This window comes from Tamaricihabitans halophyticus (assembly GCF_004340875.1).
GTDB classification, from domain to species: Bacteria; Actinomycetota; Actinomycetes; order Mycobacteriales; family Pseudonocardiaceae; genus Tamaricihabitans; species Tamaricihabitans halophyticus.
In genome coordinates, this window is the sequence record NZ_SLXQ01000001.1 from 89433 (window position 1) to 107985 (window position 18553).

Annotated in this window: 19 protein-coding genes; 7 read left to right on the forward strand and 12 right to left on the reverse strand. The window is 65.5% G+C overall.

All coding sequences use genetic code 11. From position 1 onward, the window contains the following. Positions 1 to 7 precede the first annotated feature (7 nt). Positions 8 to 979, forward strand: coding sequence for a zinc-binding dehydrogenase (locus tag EV191_RS00410; protein WP_132874793.1), 972 nt, complete (start codon positions 8 to 10; stop codon positions 977 to 979). Between the two features lie 9 nt (positions 980 to 988). On the opposite strand, the gene EV191_RS00415 is transcribed toward EV191_RS00410, so the two are convergent. The 8 genes from EV191_RS00415 to EV191_RS00450 all read right to left on the reverse strand — a co-directional run bounded on the left by EV191_RS00415 (position 989) and on the right by EV191_RS00450 (position 8305). Beyond that, positions 989 to 1390, reverse strand: coding sequence for a DUF1801 domain-containing protein (locus tag EV191_RS00415; RefSeq protein ID WP_132874794.1), 402 nt, complete (start codon positions 1388 to 1390; stop codon positions 989 to 991). Positions 1391 to 1465: 75 nt separating this feature from the next. After that, on the reverse strand, positions 1466 to 2341 hold the full coding sequence (locus EV191_RS00420; RefSeq protein ID WP_132876038.1) for an aminoglycoside phosphotransferase family protein: 876 nt from the start codon (positions 2339 to 2341) through the stop codon (positions 1466 to 1468). 53 nt (positions 2342 to 2394) lie between these two features. Then, positions 2395 to 4836 carry an ATP-binding cassette domain-containing protein gene (locus EV191_RS00425; RefSeq protein ID WP_132874795.1) on the reverse strand — a complete coding sequence of 814 codons (2442 nt, stop codon included), beginning with the start codon at positions 4834 to 4836 and terminating at the stop codon, positions 2395 to 2397. A gap of 23 nt (positions 4837 to 4859) precedes the next feature. Next, positions 4860 to 5612, reverse strand: coding sequence for a VOC family protein (locus tag EV191_RS00430; protein WP_132874796.1), 753 nt, complete (start codon positions 5610 to 5612; stop codon positions 4860 to 4862). A 29-nt stretch (positions 5613 to 5641) separates the two neighbouring features. Next, positions 5642 to 6058 (reverse strand): VOC family protein, encoded by a 417-nt coding sequence (locus EV191_RS00435; RefSeq protein WP_132874797.1) that lies wholly within the window; start codon positions 6056 to 6058, stop codon positions 5642 to 5644. A 10-nt stretch (positions 6059 to 6068) separates the two neighbouring features. Then, positions 6069 to 6509 carry a helix-turn-helix transcriptional regulator gene (locus EV191_RS00440; protein WP_132874798.1) on the reverse strand — a complete coding sequence of 147 codons (441 nt, stop codon included), beginning with the start codon at positions 6507 to 6509 and terminating at the stop codon, positions 6069 to 6071. Positions 6510 to 6633: 124 nt separating this feature from the next. Beyond that, positions 6634 to 7197, reverse strand: coding sequence for a hypothetical protein (locus tag EV191_RS00445; protein ID WP_132874799.1), 564 nt, complete (start codon positions 7195 to 7197; stop codon positions 6634 to 6636). 100 nt (positions 7198 to 7297) lie between these two features. Then, positions 7298 to 8305, reverse strand: a complete 1008-nt coding sequence (locus tag EV191_RS00450; protein ID WP_132874800.1) for a hypothetical protein — start codon at positions 8303 to 8305, stop codon at positions 7298 to 7300. Positions 8306 to 8390: 85 nt separating this feature from the next. Between EV191_RS00450 and EV191_RS00455 the strand changes: the two genes are divergently transcribed. Together EV191_RS00455 and EV191_RS00460 are read left to right on the forward strand one after the other, a co-directional pair. Next, positions 8391 to 8891 (forward strand): MarR family winged helix-turn-helix transcriptional regulator, encoded by a 501-nt coding sequence (locus EV191_RS00455; protein WP_132874801.1) that lies wholly within the window; start codon positions 8391 to 8393, stop codon positions 8889 to 8891. Positions 8892 to 8997: 106 nt separating this feature from the next. Then, positions 8998 to 9531 (forward strand): DinB family protein, encoded by a 534-nt coding sequence (locus EV191_RS00460; RefSeq protein ID WP_132874802.1) that lies wholly within the window; start codon positions 8998 to 9000, stop codon positions 9529 to 9531. Positions 9532 to 9537: 6 nt separating this feature from the next. Here EV191_RS00460 and EV191_RS00465 read toward each other — a convergent pair whose 3' ends face one another. Together EV191_RS00465 and EV191_RS00470 are read right to left on the reverse strand one after the other, a co-directional pair. Then, positions 9538 to 10707 carry an NAD(P)/FAD-dependent oxidoreductase gene (locus EV191_RS00465; protein ID WP_132874803.1) on the reverse strand — a complete coding sequence of 390 codons (1170 nt, stop codon included), beginning with the start codon at positions 10705 to 10707 and terminating at the stop codon, positions 9538 to 9540. A 108-nt stretch (positions 10708 to 10815) separates the two neighbouring features. Next, positions 10816 to 13110, reverse strand: coding sequence for an ATP-binding cassette domain-containing protein (locus EV191_RS00470; protein WP_132874804.1), 2295 nt, complete (start codon positions 13108 to 13110; stop codon positions 10816 to 10818). Between the two features lie 216 nt (positions 13111 to 13326). Between EV191_RS00470 and EV191_RS00475 the strand changes: the two genes are divergently transcribed. Continuing rightward, the gene (locus EV191_RS00475) at positions 13327 to 14046 is read left to right on the forward strand and encodes a MerR family transcriptional regulator (RefSeq protein ID WP_132874805.1); all 720 of its coding nucleotides are present in this window, start codon (positions 13327 to 13329) and stop codon (positions 14044 to 14046) included. On the opposite strand, the gene EV191_RS00480 is transcribed toward EV191_RS00475, so the two are convergent. Then, positions 14016 to 15272, reverse strand: coding sequence for an MFS transporter (locus EV191_RS00480; protein ID WP_207894356.1), 1257 nt, complete (start codon positions 15270 to 15272; stop codon positions 14016 to 14018). The genes EV191_RS00475 and EV191_RS00480 overlap by 31 nt on opposite strands. Positions 15273 to 15347: 75 nt before the next feature. Here EV191_RS00480 and EV191_RS00485 point away from each other — a divergent pair, with 75 nt between their 5' ends. Continuing rightward, positions 15348 to 15884 carry an ArsR/SmtB family transcription factor gene (locus EV191_RS00485; RefSeq protein ID WP_132874806.1) on the forward strand — a complete coding sequence of 179 codons (537 nt, stop codon included), beginning with the start codon at positions 15348 to 15350 and terminating at the stop codon, positions 15882 to 15884. Between the two features lie 15 nt (positions 15885 to 15899). Here the strand turns inward: EV191_RS00485 and EV191_RS00490 are convergent, their stop codons facing one another. Further along, positions 15900 to 16736: a pentapeptide repeat-containing protein gene (locus EV191_RS00490; protein WP_132874807.1), complete on the reverse strand. Its 837-nt coding sequence runs from the start codon at positions 16734 to 16736 to the stop codon at positions 15900 to 15902. An 80-nt stretch (positions 16737 to 16816) separates the two neighbouring features. Between EV191_RS00490 and EV191_RS00495 the strand changes: the two genes are divergently transcribed. Both EV191_RS00495 and EV191_RS00500 read left to right on the forward strand, forming a co-directional pair. Further along, positions 16817 to 17575: a Clp protease N-terminal domain-containing protein gene (locus EV191_RS00495; RefSeq protein WP_132874808.1), complete on the forward strand. Its 759-nt coding sequence runs from the start codon at positions 16817 to 16819 to the stop codon at positions 17573 to 17575. Then, positions 17572 to 18552 (forward strand): asparaginase, encoded by a 981-nt coding sequence (locus EV191_RS00500; RefSeq protein ID WP_243658668.1) that lies wholly within the window; start codon positions 17572 to 17574, stop codon positions 18550 to 18552. Before EV191_RS00495 ends, EV191_RS00500 begins: the two co-directional genes overlap by 4 nt. Position 18553: the final 1 nt, after the last annotated feature.

Here is an 18553-nt window from a genome sequence, read left to right on the forward strand (position 1 = left end):
TCGCGCTGTGCGTGCCCTCATCTGCGGCGGTAACCCCGCCACGTGGCGCCTCACCGAGGTGCCCGAGCCGGCCTTTGGCCCCGCCGATGTACTAGTCGACGTCGTTGCCGCCGGGTTGAACCGCGCGGATCTACTCATGCGAACCGGTGGTTACCTGCCCACCAGCGACGATTGGGACGTTCCCGTTAATCGCGTCGGCTTCGAGATGGCCGGTCGCGTTCGCGCGGCAGGGCCCGAGGTCGTGGCACTTCGGCCTGGCGACCGGGTGATGGCCCAGACCGGCGGGGCATGTGCCGACGTGGTCGCGGTCGATCACCGGCTCACGCTCCCCGTTCCCGAGCACCTGAGCTGGCCGCAAGCGGCCGGCCTGCCCAGCGCGTTGCTCACCGAGTTCGACGCGCTGCGCAACGTCGCCACACTGGCACCGAACGAGAACGTATTGATCACTGGCGCTTCGAGTGGAGTCGGGCTTGTCGGAATCCAGCTCGCGCGCGTCTTCGGCGCGTCGTCGATCGTCGGGACGACGCGGTCCACGGCGAAAGCCAGCCTACTGCGGTCATTGGGCGCGACCGCAGTCCTCGACACGCGGACCCGCACATGCGCACCCGCCGAGGCGATGGACGTAGTGCTCGATCACGTCGGCGGGCCGGGGCTTGCCGAACTGCTCAGGTATACCGCCTACCGGGCCCGAATCGTCCAGATTGGCCGGCTGGCCGGCGAGCAGGCCACTATCGATCTCGAACTGCTCGCGGCGAAGCGCCTCCAGTTGCTGGGTACCACGTTTCGTGGCCGGCAAGCTCAAGAACTACACGAACTCGTCGCCCGTATCCGCCAGGACCTCCCGATGCTGACGGCCGAACACGGCGTGCGTGCCGTCGTGGAATCCACATTCGACATCACCGAAGCAGAGCAGGCCGCTGCCCGACTTGCCGCCCCGGATCTCGCCGGCAAAGTCGTCCTGCGGCTCACGGGTCAATGAGCCAGCGCGTCACAGTCCCTGCTCGGCCTTGATCTTGCGCCAACCACCCGCCCGGTTGTTCGCGATGATCTCTTTGAGATACCGGGACAGCGCGGGCACGTTGATCGGATCGCCCTCGTAGTAAGAGATCATCCGGCCGGTCTTGTTCTGCTGCCCGCCCGTGATGATGCCCGCTGGGTCAGCGACGATGCCGCCGTCGTAGAGGAACACGTTCACGTGGTCCTTGGCGGCGAGTAGCGCACAGATGTTGCCGTTCAGCACGAAGTACGGCTGGACCGTCCGTTTGATCGTTTCGGCGACCTCGGAGTCGGCCGCGTGCACGATATCGCGCACCTGATCGCAGATCACTTGTTGCCAGCCTGGCAACCTGTCGATGTAGTCGTCGACGCGTGGATCCTTCTCGTAGCTCACCCAGCAAGTCTCCGCCTTGCCAGGCCGTTTGGCTATGGCCAGCCCGCAAGATCTCCAGAACACGGTCTGGTTGGCTCAACGAGCCAGCGCGAGTAGTTCCTCGATGGCGGCCTCCGGGCCGCCGTACGTCAGGTGGGCGATAACCAGCATCGGTGCGATCACCCGACTCCAGGCATACAGCCGGTCGCCGTCGAGTCCACATGCGGTTGCCACCAGCTGGCAGCGCGTCGCGACACCTTCCTCGCCAGCGCCGGCCACGACGTAGTCGACCGCGTCAAAACACGGATCGCCAAGACACGCCTTGGGATCGATCGCGATCAGTCCCCTGCCTGGACCGCCATCCAATGCGTTACCCAGGTGCAGATCGCCGTGCAACAGTACGGGTTCGGTCTGAGTGTCCAGCAGCGTCCTACAACGCCGGATCGCGCGCTGCCAGCTGTCCCGACCGATCCGCGCGGCGATGGCCGGTTCGGCCAGCCTTCGGCCGATCCGGTCGAAGGATTCGGTACACCGACCGCGCAGATCCCATGGCCAGTTCTCTGGCGCGGGCACGGCGTGCAGCGCGGCAAGCAGCTCCGCCCACAACCCCGGCAACGCTGCCATGGGCAGATCCTCGGCCGCGGTACCGGGCAGGATCTCGTCCAGCACCACCGCTCCCACGGCCGGATCGGCGGCACGTACGGCCGGCACGCGGCCGGACGGCGCGAATACCCGCAACATCTCAACCTGCCTGGCCAGCAGCGCTCGATCGGGGCTGAACTTGAGCACCGCCGGTGTCCCGTCCGGCCAGTGGCAGCGCTGTACGACGGCCGAAGCGCCACTGTCGAATAGCTCACCGAGCGCCAGGTCCCACCGGTCGGCCAGCCGCGCGGCGACCGAGGGGACCTCCGCGAGCCAATCCTCGACGCCAGGCCCGAACCGGCTCGACAACCGCGCGCCAACCTCGGCCATGCCCACGCCGGTAGCCTGCCGGACGGGCAGCCGCCGCGCAGCCGAATTTCCGCTCAGCCAGCGACGTAAGCGGCCAGATGCTGACCGGTCAGCGTGCCGCGGTCGGCCACCAACGTCGCGGGCGTTCCCTCGAAGATGACCTGCCCACCCTCATGACCCGCGCCCGGCCCGATGTCGATGATCCAGTCGGCATGTGCCATCACCGCCTGGTGGTGTTCGATGACGATCACCGATTTACCCGCGTCCACCAACCGATCGAGCAGCCCGAGCAACTGCTCGACATCCGCGAGGTGCAGCCCCGTTGTTGGCTCGTCCAGGATGTAAACGCCGCCCTTGTCGCCCATATGCGTGGCCAACTTGAGCCGCTGCCGCTCTCCGCCGGACAACGTGGTGAGCGGCTGGCCGAGCCGGAGATAACCGAGCCCAACCTGGTCCATCCGCTCCAGGATCTTGTGCGCCGCGGGTATCCGTGCCTCGCCTTCGCCGAAGAACTCCGCCGCTTCGGCCACGGACATCGCAAGTACCTCGCTGATGTTCTTGCCACCAAACGTGTATTCCAGCACCGAAGGCTGGAACCGTTTACCGTCGCACTCCTCGCAAGTAACCGAGGCGCCGGCCATCATCGCCAGATCGGTGTAGAGCACGCCGACACCGTTACAGCCAGGACACGCCCCATCCGAGTTCGCGCTGAACAGTCCTGGTTTCACCCCGCCGGCCTTCGCGAACGCCTTGCGGATCGGGTCGAGCAGTCCGGTGTAGGTTGCCGGGTTGCTGCGTCGCGAACCGCGAATCGGTGTCTGGTCCACCGCGATGACCTCATCGAGCCCGGCAACCGAACCGTGCATCAGTGAGCTCTTGCCCGAACCGGCAACGCCGGTTACCACGCACAGCACGCCAAGCGGAACGTCGACGTCGACATCCCGCAGGTTGTGCGTACTGGCACCGCGAATCTCCAGCGCGCCAGTACGCTCGCGCACCTCGTCCTTCACCGCCGTCCGGTCGTCGAGGTGGCGTCCGGTCATGGTTTCGCTGGCGCGCAATCCCTCGACGGTGCCCTCGAAGCACACAGTGCCGCCGTCGGTACCCGCACCGGGGCCGAGGTCGACGATATGGTCGGCGATCTCGATCACGTCCGGTTCGTGCTCGACCACCAGCACCGTGTTTCCCTTGTCCCGCAACCGCAACAGCAGATCGTTCATCCGCTGAACGTCATGCGGATGCAGACCGGTGGTCGGTTCATCGAAAACATAGGTGGTGTCGGTCAGCGAGGAGCCCAGATGCCGGATCATCTTGGTGCGCTGTGCCTCGCCACCGGAAAGCGTGCTCGACGGCCGGTCGAGCGAGAGGTAACCGAGTCCGATCTCGACGAAGAAGTCGAGTGTCTGGGCCAGCTTCTCGAGCAGTGGGGCGACCGTTCCGGTGGACTCCGGGCGTGCCCGCACCCATTCGGCGAGATCGCTGAGCTGCATCGCGTTCGCTTCGGCGATATTGATCCCGTCGATCTTGGACGATCTTGCCGTCTCACTGAGCCGGGTACCCGCACAGTCCGGGCAGGTGTCAAAGGTGATCGCGCGGTCCACAAAGGCGCGAATATGCGGTTGCAGCGCGTCGCGATCCTTGGAGAGCATCGACTTCTGGATGCGCGGGATCAGCCCCTCGTACCAGACGTTGACGCCTTGCACCTTGATCCTGGTCTGCTCCTTGTACAGCAGATCGTTCAGTTCGCGCTTGGTGTACTTGCGGATCGGCTTGTCCGGGTCGTGGAAACCGGACTGCCGGAAGATGGTGCCGTACCAGCTGTCCCCCGTGTAGTTGGGAATCAGCAGTGCACCGTCGTTGAGCGATTTGCTCTCGTCGTAAAGCGCGGACAGGTCGAAATCGGACACTCGTCCCATGCCTTCGCAGCGCGGGCACATACCACCGACGAGGCTGAACTCGCGACGTTCCCTGATGTTGCGGCCACCGCGTTCGAAGGTGACCGCGCCAGCGCCGCTGATCGAGGCCACATTGAACGAGAAAGCCTGCGGTGAACCAACATGTGGTTTGCCCAGCCGGCTGAACAGCACACGCAGCAGCACCCCCGTGTCGGTGATGGTGCCGACCGTGGACCGTGGGTCTCCGCCGATTCGCTCCTGGTCCACGATGATCGCGGTAGTCAGCCCGTCAAGCACGTCTACCTCGGGCCGGGGCAGCGTCGGCAGGAAACCCTGCACGAAGGCGCTGTAGGTTTCATTGATCATCCGCTGCGACTCGGCCGCGATGGTGGAGAACACCAGCGAGCTCTTTCCCGAACCGGATATCCCAGTGAAGACGGTCAGCCGCCGCTTGGGCAACTCGACGCTGACGTCCTTGAGGTTGTTCTCCCGCGCGCCGTGCACTCGAATCAGATCGTGGCTGTCGGCTGCATGCTGCTCTGCCGGCTGTGCCTTCTTGGATTCCGGCGCTTTCTTGGGCTCCGGTGCCTTCCTGGCGGTCTTGCTGGCGGCCTTACCCATCCCGTCTCCGTCCATTCACCGGTTCACTCGTAGGCGATCTGCCAGACGAACCCGTCCGGGTCCGCGAAAGACCCAGCGTAGCCGCCCTGCTCGGTCTCGACGGCAGGATTCACGACACGGCCACCCGCGCTCGCCGCGGCTGCCAGGATGGCCTCCACACTCTCCGGCGATTCGGCTCGCGCACCGAGAACCACCGAGGAGAACCCGGAGCCATCGGCGGCCACGCCCACGTCCTTGGCCAGCACCGGGCGGGTCATCAGCGCCAACCTGGCGGTTCCCGGAGTCGGCCGGAAGTCGATGTACTTGTTGCCGTAGTCCCTGTCCGCCGTCATGCCCAGAGCGGTGTAGAACTCCTTGGTCGCTTTTGGCTCAGCGACCCCGAGTAGCGCTGCCGTCTCGGTCGGCGCAGGCGGCTCGGCGGCCGGACCGGTGTCCTTTTTGGTGGGAGCGGACAGCTTCCAGATCGCGCCGTCCGGTGCCTGGTACACCGCCGAGAACGCACCGAAAAGGGACTTCTTCGCCGGCTTGAGTACCGTCGCGCCGGCGCGGACCGCGGCGTCGAGCACGAATCTCACTTCGCTTGGCTGACTGACAACATAGGACATGACATAACCGCGAAAGCCCGATGTCGCGGGCTTCGTGGCGGCGTCGGCGGCAAGTTCCTCGGCTCCGTGCACGGCGACCACGTCGGCGGGCACGAACGTGTCGGCATAGAACCGTTGCGCGTCCGCCACCTCGGGTACGCCAAGCCTGATGGTGTCGAGTGAGAGCATCATGGTCCTCGCTCATGCGATCGTCGGCCCGCTCAGCCCAGCTCCTGGATCCGGATCATGTTGCCCGCGGGATCGCGTACCGCGCAGTCCCGAACACCCCATGGCTGGTCGGTGGGTTCCTGGATGATCTCGGCGTCGGTTGCGGCCTGCAGACGCGCGAAGACACCGTCCAGGTCGCCGGTGGCCAGGTTGACCCCGGAGTAGGTGCCCTTGGCCATCATCTCGGTGATGGTCCGCTGCTCCTCGTCGGTGATCCCGCTACCAGGCACGGCTGGTGGCTCGAGCACGATCGACGTCTCCGGCTGCCCCACCGGTCCAACCGTGATCCAGCGCATCTCGCCCTGCCCGACGTCGCCGCGCACCTCGAAACCGAGGGTGTCGCGATAGAAGGCCAGTGAGGCGTCCGGGTCGGCATGTGGCAGGAAGCTCGCGTAGATTTTGATGTCCATATCGGCCACGTTAGGTGAGCTCGAGGGCCGGCGCTTCTCGATTCCTGATCGGTCTGGTCACCTTCTTCAGTACGCACGGTGGCAGTTGCGCGGCCTCCGCCGCCTGCCGCTGGTACACGCTGGGTGACACGCCAACCAGCTCGGTGAACCGGGTGCTGAAGGTGCCGAGCGAGGAGCAGCCAACCGTGAAGCACACCTCCGTGACACTGAGCCCGCCACGTCGCAGCAGGGCCATGGCACGCTCGATCCGCCGCGTCATCAGGTAGCTGTACGGCGACTCCCCGTAGGCCAGCTTGAACTGCCGGCTGAGGTGGCCAGCGGACATATGCACCCCGCGGGCCAGCGCGGTCACGTTGAGCGGCTTCGCGTACTCCCGATCAATCCGGTCCCGAACGCGGCGCAACAATGCGAGGTCACGCAGCTGCTGCGGCACCTCCGGCTTGCTTGTCACCTGTCCGATCGTGCCATATCAGCGGCCGGCTGGCGTACTGATTGACGCTGACCACGTGTGACCGCGTTCTTTAAGGTTAGCGCGGCGACTGGCGGAGTTTCCCGGGCTCGTGCCGCGTCCGGGATCACCACTGCTCGTTGCGCAGGGCGTCGTCGAACTCCCGGTCGGCGCGGCGACGCGCACGCCACCAGAGGAACCAGCCGGCGCCCCCGCCGAGGAGGAGAACACCGGCTCCACCCGCGGCCCACCACACCCATGGTGGCGTGATGCTCCCGGACACCGTGATCGTGTCGAACTCGGCTTCGGGGTCCTCGAGCTGTTGGGACAGCGTTAGCGTGTCGTCCGAGCCGTACAGACCGTTGTACGCCCGGAAGTCATCGATATCGACGTCGTAGCGCTCACCCGCCTGATCGATGAGAACCTCGCTGCCATCTGGCTTGCGCACGACATACAGCGCGGTTCTCTCCAGCTCACCGCCAGCACGCTGCAGCAGTATCGGCCACTCCCGCACTCTGTCGAGATCGCCGCCGGCCTCGCTCCGTAGCTCGGCCTGCAGCTGCTCATCGGTCAGTAGCGTGGCTGGCGCGCCACATGCGGTCAGCACCAAGCCGACGGCTGCGGCGAGGAGCACCACGCGGGCTATCGACGATCGAATACCGCGCGCGATAGCCGGGATCGTGCCGGACAAGGCGGTCCTCCTAATTGTCTGTCCCGGGTGACTTCGCAACAGATCGGAGCCAGTACACCGCTAATGTCCCCGTCCGGCAAGCCAAACCCGCGAACTGACGTCAGGCTGGCCGGGCAAGCATCGCCCTGCCCACAGCGAAGAAGAACGGCGCGGGAAACGGTGGGCTGTCGGGCTGGTATGTGCCGGTGAAGAACACGTACATCGTGTCCCGGTCCGCCTCCGTGTCGCCGTACTGAATGCTTGGTCCGAATACCCCGTTGGCATACCATTCGACGTCGCCGGACACCTCGAGGATCTTGACTGGCTCGGCACTCCAGTACGACCGGTCACCGGCCGCTTCTTTTGCCTCGTACCACCACAATCCCTGTTCCGGAAACGGCTCGGTGCCGAAATGGTTACCACCCGCGGATGCGACAAGTTCGTAGCCGTATGCACCCTGGACTATCGAAGTGTCGAAATAGGATTCGCGACCAGCGAAGAAGTCAACCGGCGCACTCCAGCCGGTCTCGCCATCGCGGCTCTCGGTGTACTTGATGCGAAACCGTGGCTGCTCCCCAGGGCCCGGGGTGGGTGCCGCGTTGTACCACATCCGCCATTTTCCCTCCGCGTAATGCACGGTCGGCTCGACGGCGAATGGATGCTGCTCCGTCCCGCCGAACACTGGCTCCGCCCTGCGATGCCACGCGCCGTCGGAGCGCTCCAGCATGCCGATCGCATACCGCGTCCCTGTGTTCCCGATGACCTCGGCACTACCCCTGCCCGAGTAGTAGATCCGCTCCACGGCATTACCGGAGGCGTCGAAACCGGTGACGTAGCGTGGGGTGTGCAGCCCGGCCCCATCCCAGCAGTCCTCGCCGGGTTGCGGGATCAGGCTCATGGCACGCCGGGGATCGGACGCATCCGTATGGAACGCCCAGGCCGTGCTGCTCAACGGTGCACCAGGCGGCAGGCAGGCACTGAACACGTTGTTCTTGAAGGTGTCCTGGAAGCCGCCGAGGAACATCCACCACTGGTCCCCGATCTTGTGCACGTTCGGATCACCCACCCCAAGTAGGTTGCTGACCTGCCCAAACCCTTCGGCCATGGACCAGATACGGGTAACCGTCATATATATCCGCCCTTACGCTCTACTCGTCAGCTAAAATTATCTTCCACCTAGAAGCATCTTCCTATTGGAAGGAAAAATTCAAGCGATGTCAAGCGAGCCAGTCGACGTGAACCGGTGGCAGCTCAGCACCGCCGAGCACCACACGTTCCGTGAGTTCTTCACGGCCGTGACACTGAATGCGCAGGTCACCGCGGATACGGCGGGGCTGCGACCGACCGATCTCTATGTGCTCAACGTGCTCGAACTCAGTGGCCAGGTCACCGCGGGCGAGATCGCCACCCGCACCGGACTGACTACCGGCGCGGTCACCAAACTGGTCGATCGCCTGGTGCGCGCCGGACTGGTGGAGCGGATCCCGGATTCGACCGATCGCCGAAAGGTTCTGCTGCACATCGTCGACCAGGCCGCCGAAGACACCCTTGGCGGCGCTTCGGCCAGCCTGTTCACCCCGGTCGGGAAACGGATGGACGATCTGCTCAGCAGTCTTCCCACCGAACACCGTGCCGCCGTTTTCGACTTCTTCCGCCAGGCGACGGGCGCGTTGCAGGCAGCTACGCGGGAGCTGCAACAGCAGCAGGAATCCTGACGATCAGTCGAACGGGTTCGAATCGCCGACACAGCCCTGTCTGGCATTCCGGTTAGCGTTCTTGGCGGAACCCGTGAACACGAGCGAACCTACGGAGCGCACCAGGATGAACTGGCGAGACGAACTGCTGAGCCAACTCGACTTCTACTGGGAACACAGCTTGTGGCCAAGGCTGGCCGGGCTCACCGATGCGGAGTACTTCTGGGAGCCGGTAGCCGACTGCTGGAGTATCCGTGCGCAGCCGGACGGCACGTATCTGATCGACTGGAAGTTCCCGGTCCCCGAGCCGCCACCGGTTACCACGATCGCCTGGCGGCTGGCGCATATCGCCGTGCAGGTGTTCGGGATCAGGGCCAGCGCGCATTTCGGGGACGGCTCGCTGACCCTTCAGACGGCGAACTGGCCGGCAAGCGCGGCGGAAGCCGTCGACATGCTGGAAACCAACTACAGCTGGTGGCGGGACGGAGTGCGCACCCTGGACGACGCCGGTTTGGGGAAGCCGGTCGGCCAAGCCGAGGGACCGTGGTCAGAGTATCCATATGCGACACTCGTGCTGCATCTCAATCGGGAAGTCATGCATCATGGCGCCGAGATCGCCCTGCTGCGCGATCTTTACCGAGCGGAATACGGCACGACTTAGGCGAACTCACCGGACGCCGAGTTCCGGGTAACCGGCGTTGTCCAGTACGCGCTGATAACCGAGCCGCGCGAGGTCGATGGTCCGGTACTCGCCGTGCACGATGAGCTCGGCCAGCGCCCGGCCCACTCCAGGTGCATGCATCAGACCATGCCCGGAAAAGCCCGTTGCCAGGTAGAAGTTGTCCACTCGACCGGGCTGGTTGCCGATGATCATATTCCCGTCCAGCCGGTTCTGGTCGTAGTGACCGGCCCAGGTGGACTTCAGCCGCAGTCTGTCCAATGTAGGTATTCGGTGCGCGAGTGCCGGCCAGACGACGTTCTCGAAGTACTCCGGTTCATGTGGCAGAGCGGAACTGGCGGCTCGCTCGAAGTTCACCAGGCCAGCGGAGAGCCCTGCTCCCTCCGGGCGCACCGCGAGCCCCGCAGGGTCCTTGATGAACGGCATCGTGCGAAAGTCACCCGGTACCTCGACGTAGTGCTCGAACCGGGGCATCGGCTCCACCGGAACCGGCATCCCGGCCTGGGCGGCAAACTTCGGGGCGGCGACTCCCGCCGCGTTCACCACCGCATCGGCTGGCAACCACGCGCCGGAACCGAGCTCGACCCCGGTCGCGACCGCGCCCTTCATGGTGACCTCGACCGCTCGCTCGGTGCGGTAGTCGGCGCCCAGCCCGCGCGCGGCGTTGCGCATACCGTGTAGAAAGGCGTTCGGGTCCAGCCAGCCGTCCCGCTCGGACAGGATCGCCGGGCCAAGGTCGTCGGTGTACAGGTATGGGTAACGCGCGGCCAGCTCGTCCGGCGCCAACCAGGCCGCCGCTACGCCGAGTTCCCGCTGGGTAGCAAAGTTCCGCTCGAGCGCTGGTGTTGTCGCGGGCTCGCCGATGAACAGGTAGCCGTTCGGCCGCCAGCCAAGGTCCGGCGGTGCGGGCGCGCGCTCGCTGGCGCGCGCGAACCGCGCCCACTGCTCGATCACGGTCAGCGTGTACCGCGAGAGCAGGATGTTCTCCGGTCGGGTGAACAGTTGTCGCACGCCACCGGTCGCCCTGGTGCTCGCCGCGTTGGTGTAACTGGGATCCGGTTCAAGGACCACCACGTCAATGCCGGGCTGCGCGCGCAGCAGCTGCAATGCCGTTGCGCTACCGATGCTTCCGCCGCCGATAATCACCACATCCGCCATACCTTGGAGATATCACGCCGGCGCATTGATGCCCAGTCTGGAGTTTGCACGCAACCGAACCGGTGACCGCAATCTTTAGGGATCTTGCGGTCACCGGTCCCGAAACGGTTAGTCGCGGTCGAGGTAGCCGCGCAGGTGCCGGGCGGTCAGCGAGGTTCCCGACTCGACGAGTTCCGCCGGTGTACCGGTGAACACCACCTGCCCGCCGTCGTGGCCGGCGCCAGGCCCCATATCGATGATCCAGTCGGCATGCGCCATCACCGCCTGGTGATGTTCGATCACGATCACCGTGTTGCCGTCGTCGACGAGTTGGTCCAACAGGCCGAGCAACTGGTCCACATCGGCCAGATGCAACCCGCTCGTCGGCTCGTCCAGTACGTAGGTCGACCCGGTTTTGGCCATATGAATCGCAAGTTTCAACCGCTGCCGTTCCCCACCGGACAGGGTGGTCAATGGCTGGCCAAGTGCCAGATAACCGAGCCCGACCGCGCGCAACCGGCCCAGAATCGCCTTCGCCTGCCCAGTGGTGAACACCTCGGCGGCCTCGGCCACCGACATTTCCAGTACTTCACTGATGTTCCTGCCACGCAGCCGGTAGGCAAGCACCTCCCTGGTGAACCGCTTGCCATCGCATTCCTCGCATACCGAGGCGACCTCGGCCATCATGGCCAGGTCCGTGTAGATCAGGCCGATTCCCTTACACCCCTGGCAGGCACCGGTCGAGTTCGCGCTGAACAGTCCCGGCTTCACCCCGTTGGCCTTGGCGAACTCGGATCTGATCGGACCAAGCAAACCGGTATAGGTAGCCGGATTGCTCCGTCGGGAGCCACGGATCGCGGACTGGTCGGCGACGATCACCCCGGCGCTTGCCGGCAACGAACCGTGGATCAGTGAACTCTTGCCCGAACCGGCCACACCGGTTACCACGGTCAGCACGCCTTTCGGAATATCGACGTGGACGTCCCGCAAGTTGTGCAGCGCAGCACCGCTGATGGACAACTGCCCGGTTGGCGCGCGGAACTGGTCACGCAGCCGCACGCGGTGATCGAGATACCGGCCAGTGAGTGTTCCGGAGGTACGCAGTCCTGGCACGCTGCCCTCGTAGCAGAGTTCACCACCGGCCGCGCCCGCACCCGGCCCGAGGTCGACGACGTGATCGGCGATCTCGATCGTCTCCGGCTTGTGCTCCACGACAAGCACCGTGTTGCCCTTGTCCCGCAACTGCCGCAGCAGATCGTTCATCCGCTGGATATCGTGTGGATGCAGGCCAACCGTCGGTTCGTCGAACACATAGGTCACATCCGAGAGGCTGGAACCCAGGTGTCGCACCATCCGCACCCGCTGCGCCTCACCACCGGACAGCGTGCCGGATTCCCGATCAAGGCTGAGGTAGCCGAGTCCGATCTGGACAAGTGAGTCCAGTGTTTCCCTCAGCGTGTCGAGTACCGGCCCTACCGAGGAGCGGTCGAACTTCGCCACCACCTCGGCGAGATCACTGATCTGCATGGCCGAACACTCCGTGATGGAGTACCCCTCCACCAGCGCGGACCTTGCGGCCTCGTTCAGCCGCGTTCCGTCGCAACCGGGGCAACGGCCGAGCGCGATCGCCCGTTCGGCAAAGGCTCGCGCGCCTGCCTGTAGCGAATCCCGGTCCTTGCCGAGATACTGCCTGCGGACCTTGGGAACCAACCCCTCATAGGTCAGGTTGTTCGACCCAACATTGACCTTGACCGCAGGCTTGTGCAGAAAGTCCGCCCACTCCTGTTCGGTGTAGTCGCGCAGCTTGCGGTCCGGGTCGACGAATCCGGAAGCGACGAAGATCTGCCAGTAGAAAGTGTCCACTCCGTATCCTGGAGCCCTGATCGCGCCCTCGTTCAGGGAGAGGTCGAGGTCAACAAGCTCGGCCACGTCGATATCGGAGACCTTGCCCAGCCCTTCGCATGCTGGGCACATCCCTTCCGCGGTGTTGAAGCTGAACGCGAACGGCGGGCCGACATACGGCGCGGCGGCCCTGCTGAACAGGATGCGCAACATGGTGTGCGCGTCGGTCGCCGTGCCCACTGTGGACCGTGGGTTCACGCCCATCCGTTCCTGGTCAACGATGATCGCCGCGCTGAGGTTGTAGAGCGCGTCCACATCGGGCCGGGACTGGCTTGGCAGGAAGCCCTGCACGAACGCGGTATATGTTTCATTGATCAGCCGGCGGGATTCCGCGGCGATCGTGTCGAATACGAGCGAGGATTTGCCGGAACCCGAAACACCGGTGAATACGGTGAGCCGACGTTTCGGGATGTCGAGCGAGACGCCGGTGAGGTTGTTCTCCCTGGCGCCCCGAACCTGAATATAGCCGTGGCTGTCCGCGGCAGTGTGCTGCACGAAACTTGCTCCTCGTTGACTGTCCATGGCCCTCGGTAACCGTTGTGGGTTCCGGGCCGGCCGGTCGTACCGTCGGGAACTCGGCAATCGGGCAGCAGGCACCGATCTCCAATCAAGTCCCATAGCTTCAAGTATCTCATTGAACTGCGTGTCTAGACTTTTTCCGAAATACCCGCTATCGACCAGGGGTGCGCCCAGAAAACCTTAAAGGCCCACGTAAACCCGTCGAGATGGGAGCCACGCATGACGAGTCGGCGACTGCGCCCGATCGACCTAGCCAGGGCAGCCGGCGTCTCCACGCAACAGGTCCGCAACTTCGCGGATGCGGGCATCCTTCCGCCAACCCCGCGAACTGACTCCGGTTATCGCCAGTTCGACATCCAGCACCAACAGGCGCTGGTCACCTACCAGGCGCTCGTCGACGGTTTTGGCCTTGCGGCGGGGCAAGCGATCATGCACGCGGTCAACGCCGGCAAGCTGGCCGAAGCGCTGCGCTTGATCGACGCGGGCCATGCCGAGCTACACCAGCAACGTCAAGCGCTGCAGGCAACTGACGAAGCGCTCGAAGCCGTGGCCGAACGCCCGGTGGACACCACCAACGTGCCCGGAACCGGCATGCGAATCGGTGCGGTGGCTCGCTTACTTGGCGTTCGCACGTCGGCACTCCGGGTATGGGAATCGGCCGGGCTACTCGACCCGACCAGGCAGCCCGGCACCAGCTACCGCGCCTTCGGCCCGTCCGATATCCGGGACGCGCAGATGATCCAGTTGCTGCGACAGGGGCATTACCCACTCACGATGATCAAACCGGTACTCGACGGGCTGCGCGAGACGGGTAGCAGCGAAGCACTTCGCGCGGCGATCAGGCAACGTCGCGCGGGGTTGACCGAGCGGGCCAGAGCCATGCTCGCCGGGGCCAGCCGGCTACACCACTATGTCCTTGAATGGTCCACATCGGAGTGAACCGCTTGTTCCGCGGCATCCATCGCCCGGTCGGTCACCACGAGTAGGCCAACCACGACGATCAACGAGAGCGCCGCGGAGAACAGAAACACTCCGCGCAGGCCAAGCAGTTCGGCAACGACACCGCCGGTCGCGGCGCCGAGCGGCATGGTTCCCCAGGCCAGCAACCGGAAACAGCTGTTCAGCCTACCGAGCATGCCGTCGGGAGTGATCCGCTGCCGCAACGACACGACGACGACGTTCCAGACAATGACGCAGACCCCGCCGAGGAAGAATCCGGCGCCGATCAGATAGGGATTCACCGTCATCGCCGGCAATGCCGCCATCGGCACGCCAAGCAGCACGCTGAACAACAGCGTCCGCGCCCTGCCCAGCCGGCGTTCCAGCCACTCCGCGCAGCCGGAACCGGCCAGACCGCCAGCGGCCGTCGCCGTCAGCAACGCGCCAAAGGCGCTTTCGGACAGTCCCATCGCGGAGGACGCGCCCACCGCGTAGAGCACGAAGACGGCCATCATCGCCTGCCGCGCGAAATTCATCACCCCGACCATGACCGCTAGGGTGCGCAGCACGCGGTTGCCCATCAGAAACCGTAGGCCGGCCCGGATATCGGCCCGCAGCGTGGTTGGCGCCGTACGCGCCACCCGATAGTCACCACGAACCAGCACGAGTGGCAGCAGGGCAAGAAACCACAACCCTGCTGGGGCGCCGAACGCAAGCACCGCGCCACCCGCGACGAGCGCGCCGGCAAGCGGCGGCCCGATGAACTCGTTCGCCGTCAGTTCCGCACCGTAGAGCCGACCGTTGGCCCTGGTCAGCTGATCGCGCTGGACGATCTGCGGCACGATCGACTGCGCGGCGGTGTCATAGATCGTCTCGCAGCTCCCGACGCATACCGCGACCACAAACAGCGCCCAGATCGAACCGACCCCGAACACCATGGCGAGCATCAGCAGGCCGAGCATCGTGGCACGGATGACCTCGGCAACCAGCATTGCCTTGCGCCGGTCCAGTCGATCAACCAGTGCCCCAGCCGGTAGCGCGAACAGCAGCCAAGGCAGGGTCACCGCGAGCGTCACCCCAGCGATCAGCACCGGCGAGCGGGTGAACTGGATCGCCACCAGCGGCAGTGCGATCTTGAAGATCCCGTCGGCGAGGTTGGCCAGGCCGGACGAGGTCCACAGCCGCCAGTAGTTGGCACCCAACCGTTGCGCCCGGACTTCAGTCACCGGGCGAGCCTGACATAGTGATTTAGAAAACTCAATCGATATGAAGAAACTAGATTATCGGTATGATCGACAGCTATGAGCAGCCCTCGGCCGCCACAGCGAGCGGCTACGGTCCAGGAGACCAAGGCGTTGGCACATCCGCTGCGACTGCGCATCCTGCGGTTGTGCGGCGAGTACGAGCTCACCAACAAGCAGCTCGCCGAGCGGCTCGAACAGGACCCAGGCACGATGCACTACCACGTGCGCCAGCTCGTCCAGGCCGAACTACTCGAGCCGGCGCCGGTGCGTAGCGGGAACAGTGGGGCGCTTGAGAAGCCGTACCGCTCGACCGAGCGCACCTGGCAGCTGAACAACCCACTCGCCGGCGCGGACGAGCAGGGGCAGCTGGCGCCGGTCGAGGCTTTCCAGGACGAGCTACGCGCCGCCGGTCCCGGCGCGCTCCGCGAGTTCGAGCGGTTCGCGCTGCACCTTTCCGCGGAGCAGGCCGCCGAGTTGGATCTGCGGATTCACGCGATCATCAACGAGTACCTGGAAACCGACCACGAGCGCCTGGACCAGCCCCTGCACGGCGGCTTGTTCGCCTTGCACCTGCTCGCCCAGGAACCGCGCTAACCTTAACGAACGCGGTTACGGAGAGTCTGCATCCGTGGCGCCGAGCCAATGGGTGGGGCGAGCAAGCTGGGCCGGCAACCGGGTATTCGCATCGCCGCGCGCGGCGTCGAGTTGCGCCCTGGTCAGGAACAGACTGTCGCGCAGATCGGCGCCAGCCAGGCGCGCATCGCGCAGATCCGCGCCAAGCACATCGGCCGACCGTAGATCGGCACCGCGCAGATCGGCCGCGATCAGGCAAGCTCCGCGCAGGCTCACCCCACGCAGATCGGCCGCACGCAGGTTCGCGCCGAGCAGATCAGCCCCGCGCCGATCCTTCTTCCTGCCCCGTACTCCCGCCCTGGCGAGTTCACTTGCCCGCAGCAGCAACGGACTGACCTCCGCCCGCAGCGCCGGCACGTCGAGTTCGCGCAATTCGGCCGGATTCCCGCTGGCCAGTCGGTCGATCCGCGCCGCCAACTCGTCGAGCGCCCCGCGCAGCTCGTTGGCCGCCGGGATCGCTCGCACGTCCGCCAGGTACCAGAGCAGTTCGTGCAGCTGCCGGACCACCGGGAATACCTCGAACATGGCCCGACCGCCATCCGACTGGCTCCGCCAGTCCACACCGGCGAAGGTTTCCCGCGAAACCCGCTGCCCAGCGCCGAAACAGTCGAAAGCCACGCACCCGGGAAAGCCCTCGGGGCGCAGCCGGTCGTGGATACCGCACCGAAAATCCGCCAGGAGGTTCGGGCACGGCTGACCGGCAGCCTTGTCGATCGCGAAATCGGCGGACGCGGTGAACGGCAGCGCGACGCAGCACAGCGCGAAACACCGTGCACAGTCCGCGACCAGCTCGGCCCGCGCGCGCTCAACCACCCGGCCAGCCTAAGCCGAAGTTGCCATATAACCCCTTGACGGGTTATAAATGGGGTCATATCGAATCCAGGGGGCCGTCAATGCCAAAGATCAACGTCTACCTGCCCGATGAGCTCGCCGATACGGTCAAGGAAATCGGGCTGCCGGTTTCCGCGATCTGCCAGCGGGCACTGGCGACATCGGCACGCAGGGTTACCGCGATCCGCGCGGCCACGCTTGGCGATCTGGCCAGCGACAACCCAACCGCGCAGCTTTCCCAGTTCACCGAACGCGCGAAGAACGCCCTTGAACTGGCCATCGAACGCGCCCGCGCGGACCGCACCACCGAGGTACACAGCGCGCAGCTGCTACTGGCGATCCTCACCGAGGGCCAGAACCTCGCACTGCACGTGCTGCGGGCCGAGGAGATCAATCCCGATCAACTCGCGACCATCCTCAGTGAACGCGGCTCGACCGGCACAGCGGAACCGGCGGGCACGCGATTCAGCGCTACCACGGCCAATGCGCTCGAACTGGCCGTCACCGAGGCCCTTTCCCTCGGGCACAATTACGTCGGCTGCGAGCATCTGCTGCTCGGCCTACTCAGCGAGCCGGATGGGCTCGCGGGCAAGGCGCTTCGGGAGCTCGGCACGGAAGTCAGAGGTACCCGCAGGGCGATTGTCGCCGCGCTGAGTGGTCACGAACATCTGCGCGCCAATCTGGGCAAGGGGTCCCCCGGCGAACTACTCGCCGCAACACTGCGGGAACAGCTACGGCCGCTGCTCGCGCGACTGGACCGGCTTGAAGAACACGTCGGCATCGACGCTGCCGGAGCCGGATCATCCGGGGCTGGCTCGTGACCTCGCGTATCCTGCTGCTCGCCACCGGCGACACCATCGCCTACCGGCACCACACCGGACAGTCCACAGTGGCATCAGCGAGCGAGCTACTTGCCGGGGCCACGTGGCAACGGCGCAACATCCGTGTGGTGCCCGAGGATTACCCCGCCGAGCCGAGCTGGGACGCCGATCCGGCAAGCACGCTGCGGCTCGCCAGCCGAGTACACGGCGCGCTCACCAACGAAGGCTTCGCCGGCGTCCTCGTCACGCATGGCATCGATACGTTGGCAACGGCAGCCTTTCTTTCCGAACTCCTCGCCGGCCCGATGACCACGCAAGCCAGGATCGTATTCACCGGAGCGGCTCGCTGCCTCGATCATGCGGCCGGCGACGCGCGCGCCAATCTCGATGATGCGCTCACCGCCGTCAGCGACCAGGGCTTGACCGGCTATGGCGCGGTCATCTGCACCGCGGGCCAACTACAGGCCGCGCGCTGGGCGTATCTCGCGGAGGCAACGGGATCAGCCCGGTTCGGCTGCGCCACGGGGGCACCGGTCGGCCGGATCGCCGACGGGCGGCTGACGCTGACCTCTCCCGCCCCAGCCCCGTTTCCCGCGACCGGCGGCGATCCCACGGCCGATGTCGCTGTGCTCAAGGCCTATCCGGGAATGCCCCCTGCGCAGCTGAGCACGCTTGCCGATACGGGAACGCGCGGGATCGTGCTGGAAGGTACCGGCGCCGGCAACGTCCCCGTCGAGCTGTTCGGCACGATCGCCGACCTATCCGAAAAGGACATTCCAGTGGTGATCGCGACGCGGGCAAGGACTGGCGGCACACCGCCCGATCCGGACTGCGGTGCCGGCCTGGCGAGTAAGCTCGGCGCGATCATCGTGCCAGACCTGCCGCCGGAACAGGCACGCTGCGCACTACAGGTCGCGCTTGGCCTCGGCGGGGTGGCCGAGGTGCGCGACTGGTTCACCCGTTCCGGATTCTGCTAGC

Excerpts from the sequence above, each read along its gene's own strand:
- EV191_RS00420 (WP_132876038.1), bottom strand. The coding sequence starts at position 2,341 with ATGGCCGAGGTTGGCGCGCGGTTGTCGAGCCGGTTCGGGCCTGGCGTC.
- EV191_RS00425 (WP_132874795.1), bottom strand. The coding sequence starts at position 4,836 with ATGGGTAAGGCCGCCAGCAAGACCGCCAGGAAGGCACCGGAGCCCAAG.
- EV191_RS00430 (WP_132874796.1), bottom strand. The coding sequence starts at position 5,612 with ATGATGCTCTCACTCGACACCATCAGGCTTGGCGTACCCGAGGTGGCG.
- EV191_RS00435 (WP_132874797.1), bottom strand. The coding sequence starts at position 6,058 with ATGGACATCAAAATCTACGCGAGCTTCCTGCCACATGCCGACCCGGAC.
- EV191_RS00450 (WP_132874800.1), bottom strand. The coding sequence starts at position 8,305 with ATGACGGTTACCCGTATCTGGTCCATGGCCGAAGGGTTTGGGCAGGTC.
- EV191_RS00455 (WP_132874801.1), top strand. The coding sequence starts at position 8,391 with ATGTCAAGCGAGCCAGTCGACGTGAACCGGTGGCAGCTCAGCACCGCC.
- EV191_RS00460 (WP_132874802.1), top strand. The coding sequence starts at position 8,998 with ATGAACTGGCGAGACGAACTGCTGAGCCAACTCGACTTCTACTGGGAA.
- EV191_RS00465 (WP_132874803.1), bottom strand. The coding sequence starts at position 10,707 with ATGGCGGATGTGGTGATTATCGGCGGCGGAAGCATCGGTAGCGCAACG.
- EV191_RS00470 (WP_132874804.1), bottom strand. The coding sequence starts at position 13,110 with ATGGACAGTCAACGAGGAGCAAGTTTCGTGCAGCACACTGCCGCGGAC.
- EV191_RS00475 (WP_132874805.1), top strand. The coding sequence starts at position 13,327 with ATGACGAGTCGGCGACTGCGCCCGATCGACCTAGCCAGGGCAGCCGGC.
- EV191_RS00485 (WP_132874806.1), top strand. The coding sequence starts at position 15,348 with ATGAGCAGCCCTCGGCCGCCACAGCGAGCGGCTACGGTCCAGGAGACC.
- EV191_RS00495 (WP_132874808.1), top strand. The coding sequence starts at position 16,817 with ATGCCAAAGATCAACGTCTACCTGCCCGATGAGCTCGCCGATACGGTC.